At 62.3% G+C, this 7212-nt stretch carries 4 protein-coding genes; all 4 read left to right on the top strand.

Features of this window, described 5'->3' with window-relative positions:
• Window positions 1-127 precede the first annotated feature (127 nt).
• Window positions 128-2911 (top strand): valine--tRNA ligase, encoded by a 2784-nt coding sequence (locus tag EOA60_RS12465; RefSeq protein ID WP_128311415.1) that lies wholly within the window; start codon window positions 128-130, stop codon window positions 2909-2911.
• Window positions 2912-3272: 361 nt separating this feature from the next.
• Window positions 3273-4517 carry an OmpP1/FadL family transporter gene (locus EOA60_RS12470; RefSeq protein WP_095825617.1) on the top strand — a complete coding sequence of 415 codons (1245 nt, stop codon included), beginning with the start codon at window positions 3273-3275 and terminating at the stop codon, window positions 4515-4517.
• Window positions 4518-4811: 294 nt separating this feature from the next.
• A complete protein-coding gene (ilvD, locus tag EOA60_RS12475) occupies window positions 4812-6536 on the top strand; it encodes a dihydroxy-acid dehydratase (RefSeq protein WP_095801870.1) in 1725 nt (574 codons plus the stop codon).
• The coding region (locus EOA60_RS12480; RefSeq protein ID WP_164893892.1) for a tetratricopeptide repeat protein at window positions 6523-7212 on the top strand (690 nt) is incomplete at its 3' end. The genes ilvD and EOA60_RS12480, both read left to right, overlap by 14 nt.

Genomic DNA, 7212 nt, shown 5'->3' on the forward strand with positions numbered 1-7212 from the left:
AGATAGGCTTGCGGCGATCAGCGGCAAGCCTATCTGGGCAAGGCGGGCTCATCCTTCTCGCGGTTGACTCGGCCAAGAGCTTCCGATTTACACCGGACGCTTGTTCCCGACAGTTCGGACTTCCTCCATGCTTGATAAAACCTACGACGCCAAGACCGTCGAGCCGAAGATCGCCAAAATCTGGGAAGAGGCCGATGCGTTCCGCGCCGGCGCCGGCGCGGAGGAAGGGGCGGAAGCCTTCACCATCGTCATCCCGCCGCCGAACGTTACGGGCTCGCTGCATATGGGGCACGCGCTCAACAACACGCTGCAGGATATCCTGGTGCGGTTCGAGCGCATGCGTGGCAAGAATGTGCTGTGGCAGCCGGGCATGGATCATGCCGGCATCGCCACGCAGATGGTGGTCGAGCGGCAGCTGATGGAGAGGCAGATCCATCGCCGCGACCTGTCGCGCGAGGAGTTCATCGAAAAGGTCTGGGAGTGGAAAGCCGAATCCGGCGGCGCCATCTTCAATCAACTGAGGCGGCTCGGTGCCTCGGCCGACTGGAGCCGAGAGCGCTTCACCATGGACGAGGGTCTGTCCAAGGCGGTGCTGGAGGTGTTCGTCACCCTCTACAAACAGGGGCTGATCTACAAGGACAAGCGCCTTGTGAACTGGGATCCGAAGCTGTTGACGGCTATTTCCGACCTCGAGGTCGAACAGCATGAGGTCAACGGCAATCTCTGGCATTTCCGCTACCCGGTCGAAGGCCTCGCGTTCGATCCCGAGAATCCGAAGACGTTCATCACCGTCGCCACGACACGCCCGGAAACCATGCTGGGCGACACGGCGGTGGCGGTTCACCCCGACGACGAGCGGGTTCGCGACCTGGTCGGCGGGAACGTCATCCTGCCGATCGTCGGCCGCAGGATACCGGTTGTTGCGGATGAGTATTCGGATCCGGAAAAGGGTTCCGGCGCGGTCAAGATCACCCCGGCGCATGACTTCAACGACTTTGAGGTCGGCAAGCGCCACAAGCTGCCGGCGATCAACATCCTGACCGTCGAAGCCTACATCAAGCTCAAGGATAACGAGGAGTTCCTTGCAGGTCTTGAAGTGACGCCGCAGCGCCAGGCCGTCTGGGATGAGCTCGACGGGCTGGATCGCTTCGTGGCGCGCAAGAAGATCGTCGAGCTGATGGAAGCGGGCGGCTTCCTGGAAAAGGTCGAGCCGCATCGCCACACCGTGCCGCATGGCGATCGCGGCGGCGTGCCGATCGAGCCGTTCCTCACCGACCAGTGGTACGTCAACGCGGCGGAGCTCGCCAAGCCGGCCATTGCCTCTGTGCGCGAGGGCCGCACGAACTTCGTGCCGAAGAACTGGGAGAAGACCTATTACGACTGGATGGAGAACATCCAGCCCTGGTGCATCTCGCGGCAGCTGTGGTGGGGGCACCAGATTCCGGCCTGGTACGGGCCGGACGGACGCGTCTTCGTCGAGAAGACCGAAGAGGAGGCGCTGGCTGCGGCGGTCGAATATTATTTGGCACTGGAAGGACCGTGGAAGGCCTGGGTCGAGGACAAGCTTGAGAATTTCAAGCCGGGCGAGATCCTGACGCGCGACGAGGACGTTCTCGACACCTGGTTCTCCTCGGCGCTGTGGCCGTTCTCGACGCTCGGCTGGCCTGACCAGACGCCGGAGCTGAAGACCTACTACCAGACCGACGTGCTGGTGACCGGCTTCGACATCATCTTCTTCTGGGTGGCCCGGATGATGATGATGGGCCTGCATTTCATGAATGAGGAGCCGTTTCACACGGTCTATGTTCATGCGCTGGTGCGCGACAAGAACGGGCAGAAGATGTCGAAGTCGAAAGGCAACGTCATCGACCCGCTCGACCTGATCGACGAGTATGGCGCCGACGCGCTGCGCTTCACCTTGACCGTGATGGCAGCGCAGGGGCGCGACGTGAAGCTCGACCCGGCGCGTATCGCCGGATACCGCAATTTCGGGACCAAGCTCTGGAACGCCACGCGCTTCGCCGAAATGAACGAGGTCGCCAGGAACGACGATTTCTGGCTGCACGACGCCAAGCTCGCGGTCAACCGTTGGATCCTGACCGAGCTGACGCGGGCGGCGCGGGCGATCACCGAGGGCATCACCACCTACCGCTTCAACGAGGCGGCCGGCGCCGCCTATCGCTTCGTCTGGAACTTGTTCTGCGACTGGTATCTCGAACTGCTCAAGCCGGTGTTCATGGGCACGGACGAGGCGGCCAAGGCGGAGAGCCGGGCCTGTGTCGCCTTCGTGCTGGACGAGATCTACAAGCTGCTGCACCCGATGATGCCGTTCATGACCGAGGAGCTGTGGGCGCAGACCGCGGGCGAGGGGAAGGTACGCACCTCCCTGCTTTGCCACGCCGCCTGGCCCGCGCCCGATTTCGAGGATGACGAGGCTGCCGCCGACATCAACTGGCTGGTCGAGCTCGTCTCCGGCATTCGCTCGGTGCGCTCGGAAATGAACGTGCCGCCGGCGGCGATCGCGCCGCTGGTGGTGATCGGCGCCAATGCCATCACGCAGGAAAGGCTGGATCGCCACGCCCAGGCCATCAAGCGGCTGGCGCGCGTCGGCGACATCGCGCTGGTCGATGCGCCGCCGAAAGGCTCGGCCCAGATCGTTCTGAACGAGGCGACCGTCTGTCTGCCGCTCGGCAGCCTGATCGACCTTCAGGCCGAAGCTACGCGGCTGCAGAAGGAACTGGCCAAGGTGACCGAGGAGATCGCCCGCCTGCACAAGAAGCTTTCCAACGAGAAGTTCGTCGCCAACGCGCCGCAGGAGGTGGTCGAGGCAGAGCGCGAAAAGCTCGCCGAATATCGCGAGGCTCAAGAGAGGCTTTCAGTCGCCCTGACCAGGGTCCGAGACGCCGGGTGACCGGCAAGATTCGGCTTCACTGGAGGGCGCTTTACGAAGCGTCACCACGCTCGGATACGGGCCTGCCGTTGGGTTAATTTTGACGTAAACGGAAAGTTTTGGCCCCATTGTTGCCGTAATGTAACAATGGGGCCTATTCCGTTCCAAATGGCCCGTTTTTGAGCTGTTTCGGACCTTTTTTGCAATTTTTTCTCTCGCTCCGATGCCGAGTGGGCCGCTTTTAGGGCTCAATGGGCGGTCGGTGACCATGGCGAAAATACGAGCTGTCAAGGTGTACATGTACAGCTCACGAATTCGTTGTTGCGCCGTTAACCTGAATTGGTTCTAGCTTGCCCACTTCGTGTTTCGGGGAGGGATTTCCATGAACGTTTTGCGGCTCAAAGCACTGCTGGGGGCAGGGTGCTTTTCGTTGGCTTTGATCGGATCGGCGATGCACCCGGCGCATGCCGGCGGGCTCGAGCGCGGCGGCTACGACATCGACCTGCTGTTCGACCCGGCGCCGTTCGCGACGGAAGCGGAAGCTACCTATGTGATGCCGGATCGCAAGTACAAGAATGCGACTGGTCTGAATGGGACATTCAATTTTCTCAGTTCCACGGCGGATGGCGCCGAGGGTTATTGGGTGCCGCGCATCGGGGGCAAGGTTCAGGTTGTGCCGGGCGTCGACTGTATGATCGACTATTCACAGCCGTGGGGCGCTCACACCGCCCCTGGCGCGTCGTGGAATGGCGCTTTTTCCAACGTTGAAACGGATATCAAGAGCAATAACTACGCCGGTACCTGTTCATACAAGTTCGATGTCGGTAAGGGCCAGCTCCGTTTTATCGGCGGCGCGTTCTACCAGGATATTTCAGGCTTCAAGGAAAGCTTAGTGGGTTTCAATCCATTTGGGCCGTCACCGATTGGCCGCGTCGACCTGGAGGCCAGCGGCTGGGGCTGGCGCGCTGGCGTTGCCTACGAAATCCCTGAGATCGCACTCCGCGCCAGCTTGGTCTATAATTCGCAGGTCAAGCTCGACAACATCTCCGGCACACTGACGTCACCGACATTACCCACGGGCTCTGCGCCGATCTACGGCAGCACCCAGTACATGCCGGACTCCGTGGAGTTGAAATTGCAGTCCGGCATCGCGCCAGGCTGGCTTGCTTTCGGTTCGATCAAATGGGTGAACTGGAGCGTGCTGCAGAGCGTTCCCATTTGTATTGTCGGGACTCCCACCGCCGCATGTTTTACGGGCAATGATGCTTCCGGCTCTCTTCAGGCCACCTCGCTGGACCTGATGTATCGCGACGGTTGGACGGTGTCGGGCGGCATAGGCCATAAGTTCAACGATCAGTGGAGCGCCGCCGGTCAGCTCACCTGGGATCGCGGCACTTCGCACGGCTATGGCGCGCAGACCGATACTTGGACGCTCGGGGGCGGCGTCGCCTACACGCCGCGGCCGAATATCGAGGTTCGGTTGGCTGGTGCATTCGGTGTGCTGACCAGCGGGCATTCCGGCATAGTGACCGGAGACAACGGTTATCAGGCCGGCACCGACGCCAGTTACGACTTCGGCAACGATCTGGTCACGGCGATCTCGGGTGGCATAAAGATCAAGTTCTAAGCCGCTCCCGCATTTCCGCGAAGAAGGCCGGGCACCGCCCGGCCTTTTTCTATTGGGCATTCAACGGCCTGGGCTGGTTGGCCGATCCTGTGTTGCAAATTAGCTGCACAGCCGGCGCTTCAGACGATTGTGACGTTTCAGCAACAGTTTATGAACACCCCCGAAGCTAAAAGGCTAGCCGAGGGAACTGCCCATTTCCCGCCATAAACCCGGAGCAACTCGAATAGGTCTCGGGATGCGTGCCAGGTTGGCTCGGCGATGGGACCGGCCGCGGGGTGTGCGGCAAGGACGACGATGGACGCCAAGGCAATCTCCAAGGCCAAGCTGCCCAGCCGCTACGTGACCGAAGGTCCGGCGCGCGCACCACATCGTTCATACCTTTACGCCATGGGACTGTCGGCGGCCGAGATCGCGCAGCCGCTGGTCGGCGTCGCCAGCTGCTGGAACGAGGCCGCTCCCTGCAACATCTCACTGATGCGCCAAGCACAGGTGGTGAAGAAAGGCGTCGCGGCAGCCAATGGCACGCCGCGCGAGTTCTGCACCATCACCGTCACGGACGGTATCGCCATGGGCCACCAGGGCATGAAGTCGTCCCTGGTGTCGCGCGAGGTGATCGCCGATTCAGTCGAGCTCACCATGCGCGGCCATTGCTATGATGCGCTGGTCGGGCTTGCCGGCTGCGACAAGTCGCTGCCCGGAATGATGATGGCGATGGTGCGGCTCAACGTGCCGTCTATCTTCATCTATGGCGGTTCGATCCTGCCCGGCAGCTACCGCGGAAGGCAGATCACCGTGCAGGATGTGTTCGAGGCGGTCGGGCAGCATTCGGTCGGCACGATCTCCGATGCCGAGCTGCTCGAGATCGAGCAGGCAGCCTGTCCGTCGGCAGGGTCGTGCGGCGCTCAGTTCACCGCCAACACCATGGCGACGGTCGCCGAGGCGATCGGGCTGGCCTTGCCCTATTCCTGCGGCGCGCCGGCGCCCTACGAAATGCGCGACCGGTTCAATTTCGCCTCCGGCGAAAAGGTCATGGAGCTGATCGCGAAAAACATCCGGCCGCGCGACATCGTTACCCGCAAGGCGTTGGAGAATGCTGCGACGGTCGTGTCGGCCACCGGCGGCTCGACCAACGCGGCACTGCATCTGCCGGCGATCGCGCATGAGGCGGGTCTCAAGTTCGACCTCTTCGACGTGGCAGCGATCTTCGAAAAGACGCCTTATATCGCCGACCTCAAGCCCGGCGGCAAATATGTCGCCAAGGACATGTTCGAGGCCGGCGGCATTCCGCTCTTGATGAAAACGCTGCTCGACCACGGCTATCTGCATGGCGACTGCATGACGGTCACTGGCCGCACTTTGGCCGAAAACATGGAGCACGTTGCCTGGAATGAGAGCCAGGATGTTGTGCGTCCCGCCAATCGGCCAATCACCAAGACAGGCGGCGTTGTGGGCTTGAAGGGCAACCTCGCCCCCGAAGGCGCGATCGTGAAGATCGCCGGCATGTCGGAGCTGAAATTCTCAGGCCCGGCGCGCTGCTTCGATTCGGAAGAGGAGTGCTTCGAAGCGGTCACGCAGCGCAATTACCGGGAGGGCGAGGTCCTCGTCATCCGCTACGAGGGGCCGCGCGGCGGTCCGGGCATGCGCGAGATGCTGTCGACGACGGCAGCGCTCTACGGCCAAGGCATGGGCGGCAAAGTGGCGCTGATCACCGACGGGCGTTTTTCCGGTGCTACACGTGGTTTCTGCATCGGCCATGTCGGGCCGGAGGCGGCGGTCGGCGGGCCGATCGGGCTCATCAAGAATGGCGACGTGATCTCTATCGACGCCGTGAGTGGCACGATCGAGGTGGCGCTGTCGGATGCCGAGCTGGCGGCCCGGGCCAAGAAATGGAAGGCGCGCAAGACCGACTATCAGTCCGGTGCGATCTGGAAATATGCGCAGACCGTAGGGTCGGCCCGCGACGGCGCGGTCACCCATCCGGGCGGTGCAAAAGAAACACACTGCTATGCGGACATTTGAGGTGTTGAGGTCATTTGTCTTGCCGGCACTGGTCGCGGTGGCGACCTTGGGCGCCGTCGGGCAGGTCATGGCCTTCGACGACAAGGTGTTCGACGACAAGACCGGGGTCAAGCCGCAGTCGAGCCCGTGGGCGGTGTTCCAGTTCGGCTTCTCCGCCTACAAGAACGGCCACAAGGATCAAGCGGTCGAGGCCTATAAATATGCCGCCGAGAACGGCCAGATCGGCGCCACCTGGAAGCTTGCGCGCATGTATGCCCAGGGCGACGGCGTGGCCCGCGACGACTATGCGGCCTTCAAGTTCTTCTCCGAGATCGTCGACCAGGATGTCGAGCCCGGCTCGCCCGAGGAAAGCTATGTCTCCGACGCGCTTGTCGCGCTCGGCGACTATCTGCGCAAAGGCATCCCCGGCAGCCCGGTTGAGGAGAACGAGGTTGCGGCGCAGGAATACTACATGCGCGCCGCCGCCAACTACCGCAATCCGAACGCGCAGTTCGAGATCGGTCAGATGTTCCTGAAAGGCGAGGGCGGCGTGAAGGCCAGCGTCAAACAGGCCGGGCGCTGGCTGCAACTCGCGGCCGAAAAAGGCCATGCCGGTGCGCAGGCGACGCTGGGCAACCTGTTGTTCCAGAGCGGCAAGATCGTGCGCGGTCTGGCGATGATGACGGCTGCCTTGGAG

Source organism: Mesorhizobium sp. M1A.F.Ca.IN.020.06.1.1, assembly GCF_004023265.1.
In the GTDB taxonomy this organism is placed as follows: Bacteria; Pseudomonadota; Alphaproteobacteria; order Rhizobiales; family Rhizobiaceae; genus Mesorhizobium.